The sequence below is a fragment of the Bacillus suaedaesalsae genome, assembly GCF_016890225.1.
Classification (GTDB): Bacteria; Bacillota; Bacilli; order Bacillales; family SA4; genus Bacillus_BS; species Bacillus_BS suaedaesalsae.
This window is the reverse complement of record NZ_JAFELM010000042.1, coordinates 13,227-33,177: the sequence shown is the minus strand read 5'-3', so window position 1 is coordinate 33,177 and position 19,951 is coordinate 13,227. Positions and strand designations below refer to the sequence as shown.

Annotated in this window: 18 protein-coding genes; 3 read left to right on the top strand and 15 right to left on the bottom strand. The window is 36.5% G+C overall.

What is annotated here, in order from left to right; translation table 11 throughout:
• Position 1 precedes the first annotated feature (1 nt).
• From JR050_RS16405 to gpr, 11 genes are all read right to left on the bottom strand, one after another.
• On the bottom strand, positions 2 to 760 hold the full coding sequence (locus tag JR050_RS16405) for a 16S rRNA (uracil(1498)-N(3))-methyltransferase (RefSeq protein WP_204204648.1): 759 nt from the start codon (positions 758 to 760) through the stop codon (positions 2 to 4).
• 81 nt (positions 761 to 841) lie between these two features.
• Entirely contained in the window at positions 842 to 1,780 is a 939-nt protein-coding gene (gene prmA, locus JR050_RS16400) for a 50S ribosomal protein L11 methyltransferase (RefSeq protein ID WP_204204717.1), read from the bottom strand.
• A 19-nt stretch (positions 1,781 to 1,799) separates the two neighbouring features.
• On the bottom strand, positions 1,800 to 2,924 hold the full coding sequence (gene dnaJ, locus JR050_RS16395; RefSeq protein WP_204204647.1) for a molecular chaperone DnaJ: 1,125 nt from the start codon (positions 2,922 to 2,924) through the stop codon (positions 1,800 to 1,802).
• Positions 2,925 to 3,165: 241 nt separating this feature from the next.
• On the bottom strand, positions 3,166 to 4,998 hold the full coding sequence (gene dnaK, locus JR050_RS16390) for a molecular chaperone DnaK (protein WP_204204642.1): 1,833 nt from the start codon (positions 4,996 to 4,998) through the stop codon (positions 3,166 to 3,168).
• A 22-nt stretch (positions 4,999 to 5,020) separates the two neighbouring features.
• Complete coding sequence (gene grpE, locus JR050_RS16385; protein WP_204204638.1) at positions 5,021 to 5,638, bottom strand: nucleotide exchange factor GrpE; 618 nt, start codon at positions 5,636 to 5,638, stop codon at positions 5,021 to 5,023.
• 62 nt (positions 5,639 to 5,700) lie between these two features.
• Positions 5,701 to 6,735: a heat-inducible transcriptional repressor HrcA gene (hrcA, locus tag JR050_RS16380; RefSeq protein WP_204204636.1), complete on the bottom strand. Its 1,035-nt coding sequence runs from the start codon at positions 6,733 to 6,735 to the stop codon at positions 5,701 to 5,703.
• 106 nt (positions 6,736 to 6,841) lie between these two features.
• Positions 6,842 to 7,981, bottom strand: a complete 1,140-nt coding sequence (gene hemW / locus JR050_RS16375; protein ID WP_204204635.1) for a radical SAM family heme chaperone HemW — start codon at positions 7,979 to 7,981, stop codon at positions 6,842 to 6,844.
• 285 nt (positions 7,982 to 8,266) lie between these two features.
• Positions 8,267 to 10,096, bottom strand: coding sequence for a translation elongation factor 4 (gene lepA / locus JR050_RS16370; RefSeq protein WP_204204634.1), 1,830 nt, complete (start codon positions 10,094 to 10,096; stop codon positions 8,267 to 8,269).
• 342 nt (positions 10,097 to 10,438) lie between these two features.
• Positions 10,439 to 10,768: a YqxA family protein gene (locus tag JR050_RS16365; RefSeq protein WP_204204633.1), complete on the bottom strand. Its 330-nt coding sequence runs from the start codon at positions 10,766 to 10,768 to the stop codon at positions 10,439 to 10,441.
• Positions 10,769 to 10,785: 17 nt separating this feature from the next.
• A complete protein-coding gene (gene spoIIP / locus JR050_RS16360) occupies positions 10,786 to 11,970 on the bottom strand; it encodes a stage II sporulation protein P (RefSeq protein WP_204204632.1) in 1,185 nt (394 codons plus the stop codon).
• Between the two features lie 84 nt (positions 11,971 to 12,054).
• Positions 12,055 to 13,173, bottom strand: coding sequence for a GPR endopeptidase (gene gpr, locus JR050_RS16355; protein ID WP_204204711.1), 1,119 nt, complete (start codon positions 13,171 to 13,173; stop codon positions 12,055 to 12,057).
• A gap of 371 nt (positions 13,174 to 13,544) precedes the next feature.
• On the opposite strand from gpr, the gene rpsT reads away from it, so the two are divergent.
• Positions 13,545 to 13,811, top strand: coding sequence for a 30S ribosomal protein S20 (rpsT, locus tag JR050_RS16350; RefSeq protein WP_204204631.1), 267 nt, complete (start codon positions 13,545 to 13,547; stop codon positions 13,809 to 13,811).
• 34 nt (positions 13,812 to 13,845) lie between these two features.
• Here the strand turns inward: rpsT and holA are convergent, their stop codons facing one another.
• Positions 13,846 to 14,856: a DNA polymerase III subunit delta gene (gene holA / locus JR050_RS16345; RefSeq protein ID WP_204204627.1), complete on the bottom strand. Its 1,011-nt coding sequence runs from the start codon at positions 14,854 to 14,856 to the stop codon at positions 13,846 to 13,848.
• A gap of 362 nt (positions 14,857 to 15,218) precedes the next feature.
• Here holA and JR050_RS16340 point away from each other — a divergent pair, with 362 nt between their 5' ends.
• A complete protein-coding gene (locus JR050_RS16340; RefSeq protein ID WP_204204625.1) occupies positions 15,219 to 15,353 on the top strand; it encodes a YqzM family protein in 135 nt (44 codons plus the stop codon).
• A gap of 28 nt (positions 15,354 to 15,381) precedes the next feature.
• Here JR050_RS16340 and JR050_RS16335 read toward each other — a convergent pair whose 3' ends face one another.
• The 3 genes from JR050_RS16335 to JR050_RS16325 are packed head-to-tail and all read right to left on the bottom strand — an operon-like array spanning position 15,382 to position 18,955.
• Positions 15,382 to 17,718: a DNA internalization-related competence protein ComEC/Rec2 gene (locus tag JR050_RS16335; protein WP_204204623.1), complete on the bottom strand. Its 2,337-nt coding sequence runs from the start codon at positions 17,716 to 17,718 to the stop codon at positions 15,382 to 15,384.
• Positions 17,719 to 17,734: 16 nt separating this feature from the next.
• Positions 17,735 to 18,304, bottom strand: a complete 570-nt coding sequence (locus JR050_RS16330) for a ComE operon protein 2 (RefSeq protein WP_204204614.1) — start codon at positions 18,302 to 18,304, stop codon at positions 17,735 to 17,737.
• A 42-nt stretch (positions 18,305 to 18,346) separates the two neighbouring features.
• A complete protein-coding gene (locus JR050_RS16325) occupies positions 18,347 to 18,955 on the bottom strand; it encodes a helix-hairpin-helix domain-containing protein (protein WP_204204608.1) in 609 nt (202 codons plus the stop codon).
• Between the two features lie 145 nt (positions 18,956 to 19,100).
• Here JR050_RS16325 and comER point away from each other — a divergent pair, with 145 nt between their 5' ends.
• Entirely contained in the window at positions 19,101 to 19,946 is an 846-nt protein-coding gene (gene comER / locus JR050_RS16320) for a late competence protein ComER (protein ID WP_204204603.1), read from the top strand.
• Positions 19,947 to 19,951: the final 5 nt, after the last annotated feature.

The window sequence follows — 19,951 nt, the reverse complement described above, 5'->3', positions numbered from 1 at the left end:
TTTACTTCACTCCTTGTAGTTCAAAGTGATACGAAATTGCTGATAAAACATATAATGGAGCTGTCTCTGTTCTAAGGATGCGTGGACCCAAACCACATGCTATGAAACCATATTCCTCTAGGAGAACTATTTCCTTCTCTGTGAGTCCGCCTTCTGGTCCAAAAGCAACAAGTATTGACTCACCTGGTTTCATATTTGTTAACACATTCGCAAAGCGAGACATTTCCCCAGTCTTTGCCACTTCTTCGTATGCTACTATTTTGTAATCATAATTTTTACTCTCTTTTAGAAGAAAATCAAAAGAAACGGGCTTGAGAATGGTAGGGACAACACTTCGATGTGATTGCTCTGCAGCTTCCTTTGCAATTTTCCCCCACCGTTCCACCTTTTTAATTCCCTTTTTTTCGTCCCACTTCACGATCGAACGGGCAGCATTAAAAGGGACAAACCGATGAGCACCAAGCTCTGTTGCCTTTTGAATAATGAGCTCGAGCTTATCCCCTTTAGGCAGCCCACTCGCTATACTCACTTGAATCGGGAGCTCTTTAGATTCCTCTATCCATTTTACAATATGAAGTGTAACGGCTTCATTGGTAAAATTCGTAATCTCTGCAACCGCGGTTTTTCCCTCTTCATTACAGCAATATACTTGAGATCCCTCTTCCATTCTCATAACACGAGCAATATGGTGTGCATCTTCCCCACCGATTGTGATTGTATCATCTTGAAACTGTGAATTTGATAGAAAATATCTTTGCATTTGATCACCTTCTTTTAAAAGAATGAAAAGAGGAATAGCATATTTGCCATCCTCTGCCTTTAACAATTCAACCTTTAGTCTTTAAGGTCTTTTTGCGATAAATGATACCCAATCTTCCATTGTTAGTGTTTCAAATATTTCGAACCCTGCTTCAAGTAACGCAGACTTAACTTCCTGTTTTTTTGGCTGAATGATTCCCGAGGTGATGAAATATCCACCTGGCTTCACTAAGTTAAACGCATCTTCCACAAATAGAAGGATAATCTCAGAAAGGATGTTTGCTACAATGACATCCACAGTACCCTTCACATCATTTAAAAGATTATTTTGAGAAACTTCAACCACATCATGTACTTTATTTAATTCAATGTTGAGCTTTGCTGAATTTACAGCTACTTCATCTAAGTCGAAAGCACGAACATCCTTTGCACCTAATAATGCTGCAGCAATACTAAGTACACCAGAGCCAGTTCCAACATCGATTACAGATTCTCCTGCTTTAACTGTTCTTTCAAGAGCTTGAATACACATTACTGTAGTAGGATGAGTACCTGTACCAAATGCCATACCCGGATCCAGTTCTATAATTAACTCATCACTACTAACCTTTTCATAGGTCTCCCAAGTTGGTACAATTGTAAACTTCTCAGAAATCTTAACAGGGTGGTAATATTTTTTCCACGCTGTTGCCCATTCTTCTTCATTTACTTCACTAATTGTCACCTTGTTATGACCAATATCAATATTAAATGTAACTAAGCTATTAATTGCTTCCTTGATTTCATCCACCGTTTCACCTAGAAAGCTAGTAACCGGTAAATAAGCTTTAACTATTACGCCTTCTTCCGGATAATCATCTGGATTGAGTTGGTAGATTTCTCCGAAGACTTGCTCTCGCTCTTTACTTAATTCTTCTGGGTCCTCAATTACAACTCCGCTGGCACCTGCCTCATGTAAAATATTTGAGATTGGCTCCACTGCTTCATTTGTTGTATGAATACTTATTTCAGACCATTTCATATCTACCAACTCCATTCATTTAATCACCTTTAAAGGCACGCTTTACCTTAGCAAAGAAACTATCATGTTGTTCATCAGGAGTTCCTGTACCACTTAACTCAGAGAAACTACGAAGTAAATCTCTTTGTTCATCCGACAGTTTCGTTGGTGTGATTACTCGAACCTCGATATGCTGGTCACCTTGACCGTACCCACGAACATTAGGTACACCTTTTCCACGTAATCGGAACCTTGTTCCTGATTGAGTACCAGCTGGAATCTTTAGCTTCACTTTTCCATGTAAGGTTGGAACTTCGATTTCATCACCTAGTGCAGCTTGTGCAAAAGTTAGTGGCATTTCACAATAGATGTCATCTCCATCACGTTCAAAGAATTCGTGTGATCTTACGCGGAATACAACGTATAGATCGCCAGAAGGTCCGCCGTTAACACCCGCTTCACCTTGTCCGGTTACACGTAACTGTTGACCATCGTCCACTCCTGCTGGAATTTTAACGTTAATCTTCTTGTGCTTTTTCACTCTACCCGATCCACTACATGTTGAACATTTATCTATGATCATCTTGCCAGTACCATTACAGTAGTGACAAACACGACGGTTTACAATTCTACCAAATGGTGTATTTTGTTCAACATTTAGTTGACCAGAACCGTTACAATGTGAACATGTTTCAGGCTTCGTCCCAGGTTTTGCTCCTGAACCGTGACACGTATCACACGATTCTTCTCTTGGTATTTCAATTGTTGTCTCTTTTCCGAAAACAGCTTCTTCAAAATTTAGTGTCATCGTATATTGAAGATCCGCACCTTGTCTAGGAGCATTCGGATCCCTTCTACGACCACCACCACCACCGAAGAACGTTTCAAAAATATCCTCGAAGCCTCCGAAACCGCCGCCGCCTCCAAATCCACCAAAACCTTGATTTGGATCAGTATGGCCAAACTGGTCATATTGTGCACGCTTTTGGTCGTCACTTAGTACTTCATTCGCTTCAGAAATTTCTTTAAATTTCTCATTTGCATCTGCTTCTTTGTTAATATCCGGGTGGTACTGCTTTGAAAGTTTTCGGTATGCCTTTTTTATCTCATCTTTCGTTGCATTCTTACTAACTCCAAGTACCTCATAATAATCTCGTTTACTCATGTCTTTTCCACTCCCATTATTCTTCTGGAAGATAGACTCCCACTTTCACATAAAGTTTATTGTATCACTAATTAAATTAAGTGAGCAATTTTTATTCCTCGAATAATTTTATAAAGTTTGTATTTAATGAATTATGTTAATCTCATTGATAGCGAACAAAGGATTATAAATCAAATTGTACTTTAAAGCCTAATAAAATAAAGCCAAAGCCAAGACATGCCTGACTTTGACTTTCTTTGTTTTACTTATCGTCGTTTACTTCTTCAAACTCTGCATCTACAACATTGTCGCCTTTTTTACCGTCTGTAGCCCCTTCTGCTCCTTGTGAAGCTTGCGCTTGCTTAGCTGCCTCTTCATACAGCTTAACAGAAAGTTGTTGCACGATTTCTTGTAATTCATCCTTTTTAGAACGAATATCTTCCAAATTGTTGCTTTCGATTGCAGCTTTTAAAGCATCTTTTGCTTCTTGGGCTTTCTTCTTCTCTTCCTCAGATACTTTGTCTTCTAAATCCTTTAGTGTTTTTTCCGTAGTGAACACTAATTGGTCTGCTTCATTACGAAGGTCTACTTCTTCCTTACGCTTTTTATCTGCTTCAGCATTTGCTTCTGCATCTTTAACCATACGTTCAACTTCTTCATCAGATAATCCTGTCGAAGATTTAATCGTAATAGACTGTTCTTTGTTTGTTCCCAAATCTTTTGCACGAACATTTACGATACCGTTTTTATCAATATCAAACGTAACTTCAATTTGTGGTACACCTCTTGGTGCTGGTGGAATGTCTGTAAGTTGGAAACGACCTAATGTCTTGTTATCTGCAGCCATTGAGCGTTCACCTTGCAATACGTGAATATCTACAGCTGGCTGGTTGTCAGCAGCAGTAGAAAACACCTGTGACTTACTTGTTGGAATCGTAGTATTACGATCAATTAACTTCGTAAATACTCCACCCATTGTCTCGATACCAAGTGATAGTGGTGTTACGTCAAGAAGAACAACGTCCTTAACATCTCCAGTGATAACTCCACCTTGGATAGAAGCACCTAATGCTACTACTTCGTCTGGGTTTACACCTTTGTGTGGCTCTTTACCAGTTGCCTTTTTAATCGCTTCTTGAACAGCAGGGATACGAGTTGATCCACCAACAAGAATAACCTTATCAAGTTCACTAGCAGATAAGCCTGCATCAGATAGCGCTTGACGTACTGGTCCCATTGTTCTCTCAACTAAATTTGCAGAAATTTCATCAAATTTAGCACGTGAAAGTGATACTTCTAAATGAAGTGGTCCTGCTTCACCAGCTGTAATAAACGGTAATGAGATTTGAGTAGTTGTTACACCTGAAAGATCCTTCTTAGCCTTCTCAGCAGCATCTTTCAAACGTTGCATAGCCATTTTATCTTTTGAAAGGTCAATTCCGTTTTCCTTTTTAAATTCAGCCACTAAGTAATCAATAATCACTTGGTCAAAGTCATCTCCACCAAGACGGTTATCCCCTGCAGTAGCCTTAACTTCGAATACTCCATCACCTAGTTCCAGGATCGAAACGTCAAATGTTCCTCCTCCAAGGTCATAAACTAGGATTGTTTGGTCTTCGTCCGTTTTATCTAATCCATATGCAAGTGCTGCAGCAGTCGGCTCGTTGATAATGCGTTCTACTTCAAGACCAGCAATTTTACCAGCATCCTTCGTAGCTTGACGTTCAGCATCATTGAAATAAGCTGGAACTGTAATAACAGCCTTTGTTACTGGCTCGCCTAAATAATCTTCTGCATAAGATTTTAAGTATTGAAGAATCATTGCTGATACTTCTTGTGGTGTATATTCCTTACCTTCAACTTCAACCTTATGGCTAGTACCCATATGACGTTTAACTGAGATAATTGTGTTTGGATTTGTTACAGCTTGTCGTTTCGCTACTTCCCCAACTTGGCGCTCGCCATTTTTGAATGCAACTACCGATGGAGTAGTACGGTTTCCTTCAGGATTTGGGATAACCTTTGGTTCTCCACCTTCTAAAACAGCTACACATGAGTTTGTTGTTCCTAAGTCAATACCGATAATTTTACTCATTTGTTATGCCTCCTCATTTTTCCTATTGATTTACCTTAACCATAGACGGTCTTATTACTCGATCTTTTAATTTATATCCTTTTTGGAACTCTTCAACAATTACATTAGATTCAACATTTGGTTCATCCACTTGCATAACAGCCTGATGTAAATGAGGATCAAATTGTTGTCCTACTGATTCGATGATCTCCACGCCTTCTTTTTTCACGGCTTCTATTAAACCTTTGTATACCATTTCCATTCCTTGCAGAAGAGACTTCATTTGTTCATCGTTTGTCTCAACCTTAAGTGCTCTCTCAAAATTATCAAGAGAAGGCAAGATATCAGAAACCAGGCTTTGTGCTCTATATTTTTCAGCTGCTTCCTGATCAAGTCTAACGCGGCGACGGTAGTTGTCAAAATCAGCCTGCAATCTTAATAATTTGTTTTCATTTTCATCAAGTGCATCTTCTAATTCTTTTACCTTGTTTAAGGCAAGTGTTAATTCATCCACCTCTACTGACTCACTATGTAATTGTTCCTCTGAGTTTGTATCGGCAGTTGCACCTTCCACTTGCTCATTTTCAACTTCAGTTACTACTTCTTCTACTATGTCTTTTTCGTTAGTCACTAGTTTCACCTCCCTTAAAGGTACTTGCATTTGCTATGTAAGGAGGAAAACCTCCTAATTACCCCAAAACTTTAGTATTGTGCACAATCAGTCTACTTTTGATACCATTTTTCAAGTACTTTTGTAAGGTCATTAGACAGTATTCCAAGAAGACTTACTACTCTCGAATACTCCATTCTTGTTGGGCCCAATAGAGCAATTGTTCCGAGTTGTTCATTCCCAAACGAATACGTGGCTGTGATTAAGCTACATTCTTCCATAGCTACATTTTGATTTTCTTTCCCGATCGTAATGTGAATCCCTGCTCCTTTTGGGCGAAGAAGTTTATAAATTTCGTTTTCTTGCTCAATGACATTTAAAAGAGACCGAACTTTTGTAACATCATGAAACTCTGGCTGAGAAAGCATATTCGTTTTACCACCATAAAAGACCTTCTCAGACTTTGGTAAAGCAAATGTTTCTTGCGTTTGAATTGCACCTAAGAGTTTTTCATAGCTCTTTATGTTTTCTTTCAGAACAGTTGCCACTTCCTTGTAAATTTTGTCCTGTAATTCAACAAGCGGCACTCCTGCTAACCTGCCGTTTAGTATATTAACAAGTCTTTCAATATCAGATAGCTCAATATTTTCAGGAATCGTTAATGGTCTATGCTCTACATGTCCTGTATCCGTTACAATAATAGTAACTGCAGTTGTAGAGCTTAACGGTACAATTTGAATTTGTTTCAAACGGTTATTATTTACTTCAGGTCCAAGTACAATTGATGTGTAATTCGTAATATCAGATAATATTTGCGCTGATTTCTGAACAATCTTCTCCATTTCGAAAATATGTTCTGCAAATACTGATTGAATACGAAATAAGTCATCTTTCTTTACCTTTTGTGGTGCCAATAGATGGTCAACATAAAACCGATAACCTTTTTCTGATGGAACTCTTCCAGAAGAAGTATGTGTTTTTTCAAGGAAACCTAGTTCCTCTAGATCAGCCATCTCATTACGTATTGTAGCAGAGCTAAACGTAATCTCACTCTTTTTTGACAATGTTCGAGAGCCGACTGGTTGGGCTGAACGGATAAAATCATCAATAATCACTTGTAATACTAATAGCTGACGATCAGTTAACATCCATTATCACCTCTGTTAGCACTCATCTAGTTCGAGTGCTAAATCTACTTAATAAATTAACAAATCTTTTTTTTCATGTCAATCATTTAGCTACATCCGTTTGAGATTAAACCGTAAGAAATGTTTGGAAAACTTCATTACCTAACAACTTACCTTGTCTAGTGAGAAAAACTCTATCTTCACTTGTAGTTAGCAATCCTCTCTCCGTATTTTCCATTACTTGTTTTCCGAATACGTCTAGTAGCTTTTTGCCGTATTTTTTTTCAAATGTAGAAAGTGATACACCATCTGCTTTTCTTAAGCCTAGAAAAAGCTCTTCCTCCATTTTTTCTATATCTGTAACTGGATGTGATTCAACAAGGGGAATTCCATTTTCATCAATGAGACTCATATACTTTTTCAATGGACCAGCATTGGCATTACGAGACCCATTTACGTAACTATGAGCTCCTGCTCCGAACCCAAAATAATCTTCGTTATCCCAATAAGTTAAGTTATGTCTACTCTCATAACCTTCTTTAGAGAAGTTACTTATTTCATATTGGTGATAGCCATTCACTTCCATTTCATCCATTAAAAGTTCATACATTTTAGCTTCTGTCTCATGAGATGGTAAAGGTAGATTTCCTTTTCTCATGAGATTATAAAACACAGTTTTCGGTTCAATGATCAGTGAATAAGCAGAAAAATGCTGTAATTCCAATGAAAATGCTTTTTCCAATGTGTCCTTAAAGTCTTGCAAAGTTTGATTTGGCAAGCTATAAATCAAGTCAATACTGACATTTTGAAAGCCTAATTGCTTTGTTAATTCAATTCCTCTAATTACATCATCTGCTTTATGAGTTCTACCAATTTTCTTCAACAGCTCATCATTAAACGATTGGACACCTACACTCAGTCGATTAATTCCTCCATTCTTTAATACTGAAAGCTTTTCAATCGTAAGATCGCCCGGATTAGCCTCTATCGTATACTCCACATCTTTTACGTCAAAAGGTAAGTGAAATCTTATCAATGATAATAGCCTTTCAAGTTGCTTCTCATTCAGTGATGTTGGTGTTCCACCACCAATAAAAATGGTTTTAAGCTTACTTGTTGGATAGTTAACTAACGTGTTTTTCATCTCACGCTCTAAATAGTTTAAGTAATCATCTACAGGCTGCCCTTTTAAAAAAACTTTATTAAAATCACAATAATGACAGATTTGATGACAGAAAGGGATGTGAATATATGCTGCTTGTATCATTTTTAACACTGCTTTCTATTCGAATTAAAATTTCTGTATATTCTCGTTGGAACAAAAGGCTCAGGGCGCCTCATTTAGCCTCAGGTACAGCAAATGCTCCGGAGAGAAGGAAAGGGTGTGTTTCCTTTTTTTCTCTTCCCGGTTATTTGACCTCAGGTAGGTTGGGTGCTGAGCTGGATTAAAAATACACAAATACAAAAGATACACTCTAAATTTTATATTTTCTTAAACTGTAAATAAAATACCGCAGGGGTCTGCGGTATTTTACGTTTATGTGTTCATAAATTATTTGTTTGTATCGTCCATTCGAAGTACGGCCATGAAGGCTTCTTGAGGTACTTCAACAGATCCAACTTGTTTCATACGCTTTTTACCTTCTTTTTGCTTCTCTAGGAGCTTACGTTTACGTGAGATATCCCCACCGTAACATTTTGCTAATACATTTTTTCTCATTGCTTTAATCGTTGAACGAGCTACAATTTTTTGACCAATAGCTGCTTGTATCGGAACTTCGAACTGCTGTCTAGGAATCAGTTCCTTAAGCTTCTCAACAATCACTTTTCCACGCTCATACGCTGAATCACGGTGAACGATAAAGGATAGTGCGTCAACTGTTTCAGCGTTTAGAAGGATATCCATTTTTACCAACTTAGACTCTTTGTAGCCAATTAATTCATAATCGAAGGAAGCATAACCTTTTGTATTTGATTTTAATTGATCGAAAAAGTCATATACAATTTCTGCTAATGGAATTTCATAAACAATACTTACACGGTTTGCATCTAAGTATTGCATATCAATAAAGTTACCACGCTTTCCTTGACATAATTCCATAACAGCACCGACATAGTCATTTGGAACCATCATTGTTGCTTTTACATAAGGCTCTTCTACCTTCGCAATTTTTTGTTGCTCAGGCATATCAGCAGGGTTATCAATATGAATTTCTTCTCCATCTGTTAAAGTAACATGATAAATAACACTTGGAGCTGTTGTAATTAGATCAATTTTAAACTCACGCTCAATACGTTCTTGGATAATTTCCATATGAAGTAATCCTAAGAAACCACAACGGAAACCAAATCCAAGCGCTTGAGATGTTTCAGGTTCAAACTGCAGGGCTGCATCATTTAATTGAAGCTTTTCTAATGCTTCACGTAAGTCATTAAAACGTGCAGAATCTATCGGATATAATCCACAGAATACCATTGGATTAAGTTTACGATATCCAGGTAAAGCTTCTGTTGCCCCATTCTTCGCATTCGTAATTGTATCACCGACGCGAGTATCTGCCACATTTTTAATGGCAGCTGTCAGGAAACCAACATCACCTACTGTTAACTCGTCTTTCATCGTTGCCTTCGGTGTGAATACGCCAACCTCATTAACTTCAAATTCTGCACCGGTTGCCATCATTTTAATTTTGTCGCCAACCTTAACAGTACCATCTACTAAACGTATATATAACACAACTCCACGATATGGATCATACAGAGAATCAAAAATAAGTGCCTTTAAAGGAGCAGCTGGATCTCCCTGTGGTGCAGGTACCTTTTCTACAACTTGCTCTAGAATGTCCTCTATACCAATACCTGCTTTTGCAGATGCAAGCACCGCCTCCGAAGCATCTAACCCAATTACATCTTCAATTTCTTGACGAACACGTTCTGGTTCAGCACTAGGTAAATCAATTTTATTTATGACAGGTACAATTTCTAAATCATTATCAATAGCTAAATAAACGTTCGCTAACGTTTGAGCTTCAATACCTTGAGCTGCATCTACTACTAGAACAGCACCTTCACATGCAGCTAAGCTTCGTGAAACTTCATAAGTAAAGTCAACATGTCCCGGAGTATCGATTAAATGGAATATGTATTCATTTCCATCCTTCGCTTTGTATTGTAATTGAACAGCATTTAGTTTAATTGTAATTCCGCGTTCACGCTCTAAGTCCATAGAATCTAATAGCTGATCTTTCATTTCACGAGCTGTTAATGCACTCGTCTTTTCTAAAATACGGTCAGCTAACGTTGACTTACCATGGTCAATGTGAGCAATGATAGAAAAATTTCGAATTCTTGATTGTCGTTTAAGTCTATCTTCACTACTCATAATTTATCACTCCTACATTACTACCAATACACTAGATTTGATTATAGCAATACAACTTGTAAGATTCAATGAAAACTACGTTTAAGATGCTATCATTTATATAATTTGAATCTAAATCAAGTTTTGTAAAGCGATAATATTATTTCCGATCTTGATTACTTGCTTTTCTTCGCGATGCTGGTGCCTCCTCTGCTTCGCCATGCATGAGTCTCCTTTACCCATTATTCAAAAGGAGTCTCACACATTACATTACAATTAACGGCTAAATAAACTATTTCATATATTCAAACACAAAGAAAACCTGTACTTTCTTAGTAACAGGTTTTCCAAATTTTTATAAACTTAACTAGACAGCACATCAATTAATTTCTGAAACAGACTGGCTGTTGCATCAGCAAATTTACTGCCTAGTGATGAGAAAAAATTAAACGCTTCTAACTGCTCAAGCTTTTCTTGCTTAATTCTTATATCATGACTTGTTACTTTTTCACCGAGAAGTGCGGCCTCTAATTCTCCTTCATGTCCCTCGGTAATATGAAATGCTCCTTTAAATTCCGGGTCATCATACCCCTTCATTTCTCTAATACCGTTATTAGCAATTTGCATACCTACTAATATACAAATTGCTGCAAAAGTAATTAGCAGGGAAAATTTCAATGTAAATTTAATCATGATATCCACACCTTTTTCTATTCAGCAGAACTATTAACCTTTTCTGCATTCCAATAATATTCACTAAACACATCAGCAACAGCAGTCGCAGTTGCATTCAATTCTTCTAACGTATTGTCAACTCCACCAAATTCAATTACAAGAGAATTTTCTGATAAATCTTGATTAAATTTACCGTTTGTTCCCGGTCCTTGTTTCGTCGTAATACCACGGCTCAAACCAGGATATTTCTTTTGTAACGATTCATGAAGGTCTTGAGCTAATTTAAAATTCTCCTTATACTTTGCATGTTCGCCACCAATTACGAAAAATATTCGTGCATATGGCTTTCCGTTAATAGTAGCCGTTGTGACTTCTTTTCGTTGATAGTCACGATGTAAATCAAACAGAAACTTTATATCCTTATTTTGTGCCATTGCACTTTCAACAATTGGTCTGGAGGCATCATAGGATCGTGAATATTTTAGTCCTTTTTGATTCAAGATGCCGGTGAAATCTGTCTTATCAAGGTGTGTACCGATACCACGTTCTTCTAATTCACTCGATAATTTCTCTCCGACTAATGTAATATTCGCAGTGGAATGATAGGCTTCATTCGGATTCGTCACACCTTTTAATAAAGGCAAGAATGATTCACGAGTATGTGTATGATAAATAAATACAACATCTTTTCCAGTACTCGAAACAGGTGGAACTGGCTTTTCTTTATCTTCTGACTTGTCCATGTTCTGTAAATTTTGAACCGCTGCTTCCCGCTCAGCTAATAAAACATCCATAGGTGGAGCGGATTCCATTGGCATCGTTGTATAGTTTGTCCCATCCCCTGCCACAAGTAATTCACCATCAAACACTTTAAATCCAGGCAATTCTCCACCAAGTAAACTTCGAGGATCATCTGGATTAATACTTGTTGCCTTTTGAAAAAGAACAGATGAATATTTCGGTATAGCTTGTCCTTCAGGAACCGCTTGTAAAAAATATCGATTTTCTTGACCGAGCAAAAAAATTAAAGAGCTTTCAGCAAAGCTATTCGTAATCGAATGCACAGAAGAAGAGGATATTCGGTATTCTGGTTTAAGTGTTGTTAGTAAACCAGTTATTGTAAATATGGTGATAAAACAAAATGCAAAAGCTAATATCACCTTTTTAACGCTTGTCCCATTTAAGGAGACCATTATCCCCTGTTGTCTATTTAAGTTCATGGTTCCACTCCTCAAAAGCTTGTCTACTTAATCATTATGAACAAGCTTTAAGAAGTAGAACCCTTTTTTACCATCTTTTCGTATTTAATGTGTATAGGCACCTATATTATCTTGGTCCACCTCATGATGTAGAGCTGCATTTAATCCACCTGCAATGACATTTGCCATATCCTCAATGAATGTGTCTACTTCTTTTGGTGTAACCATTAAATTATGTCCAATTGGTGCTAACACCTCTTGAATAAGTCTTCTTTTTTCATCCTCTTGCAGCGTACCAACTAAACCTAGAAACGTTGATCGATCTTTTTCCTCTGGTAGGTCTTCTTCCGTAAATTGACGTTTACCACCGAATGTCATGGAAGCTGGAGCCAATGCCCTAGATGGCCGATTTCCTTCTTTCATCTCTCTACCAAAATGTTTTAAAATAAAATCAATCGTATCACTTGTAATAGAGACCGCATCAACAACTGTTGGAATGCCAATTGCAATTACAGGAATACCTAGCGTTTCCTGACTAAGCTCTTTTCTCTTATTACCGACACCAGAACCTGGATGTATGCCAGAATCAGATATTTGAATGGTAGAGTTTACTCGTTGAATAGAACGAGCAGCTAACGCATCAATTGCAATGACAAAGTCAGGTTTTGTCTTCTCAATGACGCCATGAATAATATCACTTGTTTCGATACCGGTTATTCCCATTACCCCAGGTGCAATGGCACTTACTGAACGAAATCCTTCTGCGACATTTTCAGGTTGCAGGGCAAATAAATGTTTCGTGATTAATAAATTTTCTACAGCCATCGGACCTAATGCATCAGGTGTAACGTTCCAGTTACCTAGACCAACCACCAAACAACTTGCATCATCTGAAATTCCAAGTTGTTTTATAAAGGTTGCCATTTCCTTTGCGAAAACTTCTTCAACCACTTGTTGTAGCTCACTATCCTTTTGACGAATTCCTTGTACTTCTAATGTTACATATTTCCCCTTCTTTTTCCCTATTGTTTGAGCACCTTGTTCAGTAATTTCAACTGAAGAAATTTTAACACCTCTAACGTCACGTTCTTTTATTATCACGCCTTCAATTTGATCAGAAGCTTGCTGCTGCTTTTTTTGATTCTCTTCTACTACCATTTCTCTTGCTTCAACAGCAAGGTCTGTTCTAATTGAATATTGACTTAAATCTAGTTCACTCATTATTGTTCCCCCTAATTGATTAGTGGTTAGCTGAAGTGATCAGCCTACAAATATAAAAAAGTTTTCTTCCACTTTTCATGTTATTTACATAGTTTTTCCACGAGGAAATAGATTCATTCACTATTAAACATTCTTTATTACCTGAAAACACGAACTTCATCGAAACATGTATTGCAATTATAGTCATCGTTTGATAAAATATCACTTGTTCTAACTTCAGAGTTTTCTTAGAAAAAACTTAACAGTTACTAAGTCTTTTTACGAAAAAACTTCTGACTAAAAATGTATTTTGGTATTTCAACATTGAAAACCAATGAATGAATAAGGACATCGAGCTTTAAAAACTCGGTTTACATTTTAGGGAGGTGAAACGAATGCCTAATATTAAATCTGCTATTAAGCGTGTTAAGACAAGCAGCGAGCACCGTGCACAAAACTCTTCTGTTAAGTCTGCAATGCGTACTGCTGTTAAGAACGTAGAAGCACTTGTTGCGAACAACGATCTTGATACTGCAAAGACTGCACTTGTTGAGGCAAGCAAGAAGCTTGATAAAGCTGCTCGCAATGGTCTTATCCATAAAAACGCTGCGGCTCGTCAAAAGTCTCGTTTAACTAAGAAAGTTAACGGAGCTAACGCATAATAAAGAAAAAACGATGACATTTGTCATCGTTTTTTTATTGCTTTAATATGAATAACTCTATTGCTAACTTCTTATCAATTTGTCCTGTTTTTATTTTATAATCCATTTCGGCAAGCTCATGAATAGCTTTCAACAGCGAGTCTGCCGAAAATTGCGATACTTTTTGCATCGCTAATTTCACACGAAATGGATGTATCTTCAAATGAGATGCTATTTGCTGCTGTCCATATCCTTTTGAGGATAATTCTTTTACTTGAAATAATAGTCTGAACTGTCCCGCTAATAAAGATAAAATTTTAATCGGTTCTTCATTTAACTTGAGTAAATCTTGGAATATCACCATCGCCTCAGGTACTTTCCCTTGTGTAACACAATCTACAAGTTCAAATATGTTATCCTCAATTGTTTTCGATGAGAGCAGTCGTACTGTTTCAATGTCAATGGAACCTGCTTCACCTACATACGTGGCCATTTTATTTAATTCTTGTATGCATAAAGTGACTGAATTTCGAACATATTGTAATAATAGTAAAATTGCTTCATCTGTAATTGATACATTCTTTTCTTTCGCTTGGTTTTTCAACCATTGTACCATTGCTTTTTCATCAGGAATTGAAGCTTCAAATACTTCAGCTTCCTTTTTAAGTAGTTTAGAGATCTTCTTTCGATCATCTAATTTTTCAGCATTGACCACTACGATAAATATTGTAAAAGGTGATGGAGACTGAATATACGATTCAAACAGGCTAATTGTATGATCCACTTTTTCCTTGTCTTTCGTACCTGTTAAAAACCATGCATTTTTTACAATAACAATTCTTTTATCTCCGAAAAACGGTAATGTTTGAGCATCTTCTATTGCTAAATCAATCGACACTTCTTCCATGTCATAGGTAGAAAGGTTGAAGTCACGTTCTTCATCATTTAATGTAGTTGAAATAATAAGCTGCGTGAGTTCATCAATAAAGTATGATTCTTTTCCGTAGAGTAGGTATAAGGACGAAAGTTGTTTTGACTTAACTTTTTTATGTATATCTAAATTCATAATAAACGTTGACTCCTTTTATATACTTTCTTTATCGTAGAACGAATTCGCCCAGTTTGCAACATTTGTTTCAGAAGCAAGAAAGGGAATTGGCTCGAATAGCCAACCCCCTTTTTTATGTTAACGTTACGAAAGTTAGCCCCAGGTATCCAACTTTGTAACGATATTTCTTTGTACATATATTATGGACTGTAACTACATGTTGTATTTGTGTTAACTCTTGTCAGTAAAGGAAAGAGCCTTTTTATGAATAAGTAATTTTTTTAATACTTTATGAAATATTATTGACGAAAGAGTAAGGAGTGTAGATTTTTTTTATACTTTAGCTTATACTAAGTACTGTATGTGAGGAGGGGTTTGTAGTGAACGAATTTGAACACAATGTCCAAAGTAAGCGAAATGATGCAATTGATTCAGGTATTGGGTTTATCGTATCTTTCGGTTTCTTTGCAACTTTATTTATCATTGCAACCGTTATTAAGTTAGTTTCTGCATAAAAAATGGGACTGAGATCAGTCTCTTTTTTTATTGCCTTTTATGAGTTGTTCTCTTTATATCATATGGAATTTTTGATTGAAAGGTTCCTTTTTGATTATGAAAAAATGTATAACGAATCGCTCCAAGTTGATCTGTACGTAACACCTTCACACCATTCTCTCCTAAACGTTCTAGAACTTCTTTATTCGGGTGATTGTACCGGTTGCCTACTCCAACAGAGATGATGGCAACTTTTGGCTTCAATTGTTTAATAACATCTTCAGAGGTAGAAGTACGACTACCATGATGTGCCACTTTCAACACGTCTGTCTTCAAATTAGGGTAATTTTTGATAAGATTATTTTCCGCTTCCTTTTCAATATCCCCTGTAAAAAGCCACGACCTTCCCCCTAAAAACGTTTCCAATACAATGGACCCTTCGTTTTGATTTACATATGTTTTATCAGGTGATAGTACTCTAAAAGTTGAATCTGATACAGTCCATTCATCTCCTCTTTTCACCCTTTTCACTTCTACTTTTTCTTTTTTTGCCGTAGTCATGATTTGCCTTTCTAACTGACTCATTTCATGGAGTTCACCCAACATTACCTCAGAGACTTCCATGTTTTCTAGCAGTGTGATTGATTCCCCAGCATGATCTAAATCAGCGTGAGTTATGATCAATTTATCGATTTTCCGAATTCCCTTCCCTTTTAAATAAGGAATGATGACCTCTTTACTAATCGAATAGGGGTCTTTTTTCTTTTTCCAATCCTCTTGCTCATACAGAATCATTCCCCCTGTATCAATTAAGTAAACCTCCTTTCGAAATGGAAGCTCAATTAAAATGCTGTCTCCTTGTCCAACATCAATAAAAGTGATTTCCCCTTTAGGAGATATATAAGGAAAACACCAATGGAATGCTAACAGTAGGAGTAAAGGAATGAAGGTATTTCGTAAGCTCATTTGCTCTTTTTCCCACATTAAAAATGTAAATATTGTAAATACGGTATATAGAAAAATCACAATACCACCTGGTCTACCCAACACTAAAAGTTGCCAATCACTATTTGCAATAAAAATTGCTATTTGATTGATAAGTTTTAATAATTCATTTGCAATAGGCATGATGAGATTAGTTATTCGAGTTGAAATCATGGAAGTGAAAAATAACATCATACTCATTGGCAATATAATAAACGTTATAATCGGTATATAAATGATGTTTAACGGAATACTGAGGAGTGAAAATTGGTAAAAATGAAACAATACAAATGGCAAGGAGCTAACTTGAGCAACGACACTAGAGGATAACATTTGAGCAAATATACTCGAGTACTTTTGAAGGATTGTTTTACTTGAAAGTATTAAAGCTAAAGTAACAATGAATGAAAATTGAAAACCAGCTTGGAATATATAGTATGGATTTGCAATGACCATCATTATAAAAGCAAGACTTATTAGATCTAACGCTGCAAGTGGGAAATTTCGAAAACGAAGCTTAAGTAGAAGTAGAAATGTCATAATCGACGCGCGGATAACCGAAGGAGTTGCGCCAGCAACAATTACATAAATAGGAAGAATAAGCATTAAAGTAAAAATGGTTTTCTCTTTCGTTAATCCTATTCGTACAAACAAAAGGTATGCAAATGCACATAGTAAACTAACATGCATTCCGGAGATGGCTAATAAATGGACCAATCCTAAATCTTGATAGGACTGTAGTGTATCTTCCTCTAGTAATCCTCTTTCACCAAAGATTAACGCCTGGATAAAGCCATTAAGTGGAGAAGGAAAATAAGTTTCTATAAACGTAAGTGATGTATGTCTTTTTATATGGATATGATCTAATATCGACACATCTGCATTCTTACAGTGTGAAACAGAAAAGCTTGTAGGTTCAACCATCCAATGAATATGATTTCGGAATAAATATTGTTTAAAATCAAAAATGTAGTAATTACGGGCTTCCTTCGGTGAGATTACATGGCCATTAAACACACACGTTTGTCTTGGAGTGAGAAGAGAAAAATGTTCCTTTTCCTCTTCTGATTGAAGCTTATATGTGAAATAAAGCGTTTCTCCATGATTCAATTTAAAAATGAAACGAAGCTGATCTCCGTTAATAACCGGCCTAGACACAATCTTACCTTGAAAATGCTGCTTAGTAGTATTAATAGTCGTACTATTTCCTTTGTTATGAATATGATAATAGATTGAGAATCCAACAAATATGACACAACAGGTAATGGCAAGCTTTCGATTCTTGATAGCAAGATACACTATAATTAAAGTAACAATAAGCAAGAACAAAGGAGAACGAAGATGAATAAACACAATTCCAAACAAGCTAAAACAAGCAAGGTATATCCACTGATTTTGCATTTACAAGACCTCTTATTTAGTTATAAGAAGTGAACAGTTGATTTGCCTGTTCGTATAATCGCTTTATTTCGTGTTCTTCCACTCCAACTGTCGATAACTTTTCAATCATTGATGCAACAAATTGTAGCTTCTCTTTATTTTTCGTATCAATAATCATTTCATCGAGTTCGACTTGTTTCACTTCGACATCTGCATCTTCAAATAATTTATTAGCGTAAGGGTGATTTTTATAATCTTGAGAGTAATACACTCGTTTAATCCCGCTTTGAATAATTCCCTTGCAGCATTGTAAACAAGGGTAATGGGTTACATAAATCTCAGATCCCTCGGTTGGAACGCCGAACTTTGCACACTGAATGATAGCATTCATCTCTGCATGAATGGTCCTTACACAATGACTATCAATAACATAGCAACCTTCATCAATACAATGTGTTCCACCTGCGATAGAACCATTGTACCCCCCCGCAATAATCCGCTTATCTCTAACAATTGTAGCTCCAACCATTAATCTCTCACATGTACTACGCAATGCAATTAAATGACTCTGAGCCATAAAGTATTGATCCCAAGAAATTCTATTCATTTATATTGCCTCCTTTGTCTCTAGAAACTTGTCTAATTAATTTTATTGTACCGTAATATGTTCTCGCAATGAATCTAAAGATTTTTCCCCAATACCCGGAACGTTTACAAGGTCATCTACAGCCTTAAACTTACCGTTTTCCTCGCGAAAAGAAATAATAGCCTCAGCCTTAGATGGTCCTATTCCAGGTAATGAATCTAACTGTTCGACGGTTGCGCTATTTATGTTAATTAAATATTCGTCCCCGCCCTGAGTGGTAGTTGGTATCGTAGAATGAGTCTCACCAAACTTAGGTACATATATGACCATTTCATCTGTCACTTTTTGTGCAAGATTCACTCCATTTTGATCTGCCTCAGCAGTCATACCTCCTGCCAATTCAATTACTTCTAATACACGGCTAGTATTAGTTACTTCATATACTCCCGGCTTCATAACTGCCCCTTTTACATCAACAAAAATTTCAGCTGATAATTGTGGTTCCTTAGTCACATCGCTTTTATTTACTTCCTCCGCTTCATTTATTAAAGAACTCTCAAACTCATCTATTTGCATTTCTGTAGCAGAAGAGGAAGGCATTGAGAAAATCACATAAATGACGAAAGCTGCTATAGGAATTAAAACAAGCCAATATCTACGTATGTATTCCATCTTTTTTTTCCTCCATTTCATATTCAATTCAAACTTTTTAAGTCTCATTTCCTATTTGTTTGTTCCTGAATGTTACATCGATTCATAAATTTCCAATTTGAAACATATATGTGTATGAGAAACGTAAGTAAAGGAGGGGAAGGCAATGAATATAGGGATAATCGGAACAGGAAATATGGGGACAATTCTAGTGGAATCCTTCATTGAATCTCGTGCCGTTACACCTTCTAATTTGTATCTTACAAATCGAACACTAAAAAAAGCAGAAAATTTAAAGACCATAGATTCAGCACTACACGTTATGCCAAATGCAGAGGAAGTCGCAGCTTCTTCAGACATCATATTTGTCTGCATAAAGCCACTTGATATATTTCCATTATTAAATAGACTTTCACCACTTTTAAAACCTGAGCAATGCATCGTTTCGATTACAAGTCCAATTAGCGTCGAGCAAATACAGGAAGTTGTGAAATGTAATGTGGCACGTGTGATCCCTAGTATAACGAATCGAGCTTTATCTGGTGTTTCTCTTATGACATTCTCGCAGAGTTGCTCTCAGGAAATGAAAGAACAATTATTGGCATTATTTCATCACATATCCTCCCCTGTATTAATTGAGGATAATATAACAAGAGTGGCTTCCGACATCGTTAGCTGTGGTCCTGCTTTTTTCACTTATCTTGTTCGTCGATTTATTACAAGTGCTGTAGAAGAAACGGAAATTAGTGAAGAGATAGCAACTGAATTAGCAAGTGGAATGATAATTGGTTTAGGAAAATTATTAGATAAAGGTGTATTTACGTTACCTACCCTGCAAGAAAAGGTTTGTGTAAAAGGTGGTGTAACTGGAGAAGGAATTAAAGTATTAGAGGAAGAGCTTGGTTTGGTTTTTAATCATGTATTTAATAGCACACACGAGAAATATTACGAAGACATTAGAGAAGTAACTGAACAATTAGAATGTATAAGGGACATCAAGAGCACTAAATAATAATT